The sequence below is a fragment of the Actinosynnema sp. NPDC023658 genome (assembly GCF_040639995.1).
Classification (GTDB): domain Bacteria; phylum Actinomycetota; class Actinomycetes; order Mycobacteriales; family Pseudonocardiaceae; genus Actinosynnema.
Window position 1 is genome coordinate 1 of the sequence record NZ_JBFAAX010000135.1, and the last position, 3,090, is coordinate 3,090.

The 3,090-nt window shown below is 72.5% G+C and carries 3 protein-coding genes; 1 reads left to right on the plus strand and 2 read right to left on the minus strand.

Translation table 11 applies throughout. From position 1 onward, the window contains the following. Both AB0G02_RS17005 and AB0G02_RS17010 read right to left on the minus strand, forming a co-directional pair. Nucleotides 1–914: lactonase family protein (locus AB0G02_RS17005; protein ID WP_360794747.1), on the minus strand; the 914-nt coding region annotated here is incomplete at its 3' end. Nucleotides 915–1,056: 142 nt separating this feature from the next. Beyond that, a complete protein-coding gene (locus tag AB0G02_RS17010; protein ID WP_360794749.1) occupies nt 1,057–1,926 on the minus strand; it encodes a PPK2 family polyphosphate kinase in 870 nt (289 codons plus the stop codon). A 141-nt stretch (nt 1,927–2,067) separates the two neighbouring features. Here AB0G02_RS17010 and rocD point away from each other — a divergent pair. After that, nucleotides 2,068–3,090 (plus strand): ornithine--oxo-acid transaminase (gene rocD, locus AB0G02_RS17015; protein ID WP_360794752.1); only part of this gene is annotated, 1,023 nt, incomplete at its 3' end.

Sequence of the window (3,090 nt, forward strand, 5' to 3'; positions counted from 1 at the left end):
GGGGAAGCCATGGGGTACCGAGAGATCACCGACTTCCGGTTCGAGGGATACGACATGTTGGACACGTAGGCGAACCGGCCGTCCGCCGACACCACGACCTCGGCCGGGTAGTTGCGCGGCGAGGTCGGCGCACCGGCGGGCAGCGTGCTCAGCTTCGCGCCGGGCGTCAGCACGCCGCGGTCGTAGCCCGCCACCACGACCGTGGAGTCCAGCTCGTTCGCGATGTAGGCGAACCGGCCCGAGGGGTGGAACGCCAGGTGCCGCGGCCCCGCGCCGGAGTGCAGCCGGGAGGTGGCGGCCGGCGTGAGCTTGCCCTGGTCGGTGAGCCGGTAGGCGAACACCGCGTCGGCGCCCAGGTCGACCGCCAGCACGAACTCCCCGGTCGGGTCGGGCAGCACCTGGTGCGCGTGCGGCCCCTCCTGCCGGTCCGGGTCGGGGCCCGCGCCCCGGTGCACGACCAGGTCGGTGCGCTCGCCCAGCCCGCCGTCGGGGCGCACCGGGTGCACGGACACGCTGCCGGAGCTGTAGTTGGCCGACAGCACGTGGCCCCGGTGGAGCACCAGGTGGCACGGGTCAGCGCCGCCGGTGCTCCGGCTGTTCACCACCTTCGGCACGCCGTCCGCGCCGACCGCCAGGGCGGTCACCTGGCCGTCCGACTTCTCGTTGACCGCGTACACCCGGCGCCCGGCGTCCACCACGAACGACGGGTTGGGCACGTTCGGCACCACGCCGGTGACCCGCAGCCCGCCCGTGGCCGGGTCGTACGCGCCGAGCCCGAGGCCCTTCCCACCGCCCGCCCACGACGTGTAGGTGCCCAGGTAGGCGGGGATTTCGGCCAGGCGGCCCTCCGCTGCCCCGGATCCCTCCGGCTCGGGAGAACCCGACCGGTCCGCTCGGGCGACACCCTCGGTCATCAACAACCCCGTTCCCACGCCTGCGGCCCCCAGGAACCGCCGCCTGTCCACCACCACACCGCACCTCCGCTCGACCGCCCGCGGCGGTTTCACAGTGGCCTAGACCACTGCGTGCAAGCAAGAGGCGCAATGAAGATTGCGCTCAGCGCAACGGGTCGGCGTCCCGGAGCCGTGCCAACTCGACGGTCGGATCGTACGAGGGTTCGGGGTAGGAGGGCGCCAGGTCGCGCAGCGCCTCCAGCAGCAGCCGGGCCACGACCCAGTTGCGGTACCACTTGCGGTCCGACGGCACGACGTACCAGGGCGCGACCGGGGTCGAGCACTTGACCAGCGCGTCCTGGTAGGCCACCTGGTAGCGGGAGAACTTGGCCCGCACCTCCAGGTCCGCCGGGTTGTACTTCCAGTGCTTGAGCGGGTCCTCCAGCCGGGCGATGAGCCGCTCCTTCTGGCGCTCCGGCGAGACGTGCAGGAAGCACTTGACGGTCGTCACACCCTGCTCGGCCAGCTCCGCCTCGAAGGCGTTGATCTGCCGGTACCGCCGCCGCCACTCGGTCGACGGGACGAGGTTGTCGACCCGCGCGACCAGCACGTCCTCGTAGTGCGACCGGTCGAACACGCCGATGTAGCCGGGCTGCGGCACCTGGCGGCGGACGCGCCACAGGAAGTCGTGCCGCAGCTCGGTGCGGGTCGGCTTCTTGAACGAGGCGATGCGCAGGCCCTGGGGGTTGACCAGGCCCGCGACGTGCCGGATCGTGCCGCCCTTGCCCGAGGTGTCCATGCCCTGCAGCACCAGGAGCACCCGCCGCTCGCCGCCGCCGGTCCCCTCCGCGTACAGGGCCTCCTGGAGGTCGTCGAGCTCCTCCCCGACCCGGGCCATGTCCTTGGCGGCCGCGTGCTTCGACGTCGGTCCGACCGGCGTCCCGGCGGGGTCGACCTCCGAGAGGTCGAAGTCCTCCGGGTTCACCCGGAAGACGCCCGAAATCGGCTGGACCTGCGCGGACTCATCGGCCATCGTCGGAGCGTATCCCGCTGATCATGCCCGTGCCCACTGCGCAACGGATGACCGCGAAAGCGTCACCCTGCGCAACGAACATGCCGGACGCGCAACGACTGACGGATGAAATCGCTGGCCAAGGCCCCTTAGCCTGGTGACATGACCGTCCTCGACTCACCCGCCGCCGGGCACGCGCCCTCCTCCGAACAGTTCATCTCGCTCGACGAGGAGTGGAGCACGCACAACTACCACCCGCTGCCGGTCGTCATCGCGCACGGCGAGGGCGCGTGGGTCACCGACGTCGAGGGCCGCCGCTACCTGGACTTCCTGTCCGGCTACTCGTCGCTGAACTTCGGGCACCGCCACCCCGACCTGGTCGCCGCCGCGGTGGAGCAGCTGGGCCGGGTCACGCTGACCAGCCGCGCGTTCCACCACGACCAGTTCGGCCTGTTCTGCCGCGAGCTGGCCGAGCTGACGGGCACCGAGACGGTGCTCGCGATGAACTCCGGCGCGGAGGCGGTGGAGTCCGCGATCAAGGTCGCCCGCAAGTGGGCCTACCGGGTGAAGGGCGTGCCGGCGGGCACGGCCGAGATCGTGGTCGCCGGGTCGAACTTCCACGGCCGCACCACCACGATCGTCTCGTTCTCCACCGACGACGCCGCGCGCAACGACTTCGGGCCGTTCACGCCGGGCTTCAAGGTCGTCGAGTACGGGTCGCTGGACGCGCTGCGCGGGGCGATCACCGAGCGGACTGCGGCGGTGCTGCTGGAGCCCATCCAGGGCGAGGCGGGCGTGGTCGTGCCGCCGGCGGGCTACCTGGCGGGCGCGCGGGCGCTGTGCGACGAGCACGACGTGCTGCTGATCGCGGACGAGATCCAGTCCGGCCTGGGCCGCACCGGCGACCTGCTGGCGCTGGACCACGAGGGCGTGCGGGCCGACCTGTACACGCTGGGCAAGGCGTTGGGCGGCGGGATCCTGCCGGTGTCGGCGGTGGTCGGCAGCCGCGCGGTGCTGGGCGTGCTGCGGCCCGGGGAGCACGGGTCGACGTTCGGCGGCAACCCGCTGGCCTGCGCGGTCGGGCGGGCGGTCGTGCGGCTGCTGGCGACCGGCGAGTTCCAGCAGCGGTCCCGGGAGCTGGGCGCGCACCTGCACGCGCGGCTGGGCGAGCTGGTCGGGCGCGGG

Bases quoted from the DNA above. Each gene is read 5' to 3' on its own strand.
- AB0G02_RS17010 (WP_360794749.1), bottom strand. From the start codon at position 1,926: ATGGCCGATGAGTCCGCGCAGGTCCAGCCGATTTCGGGCGTCTTCCGG.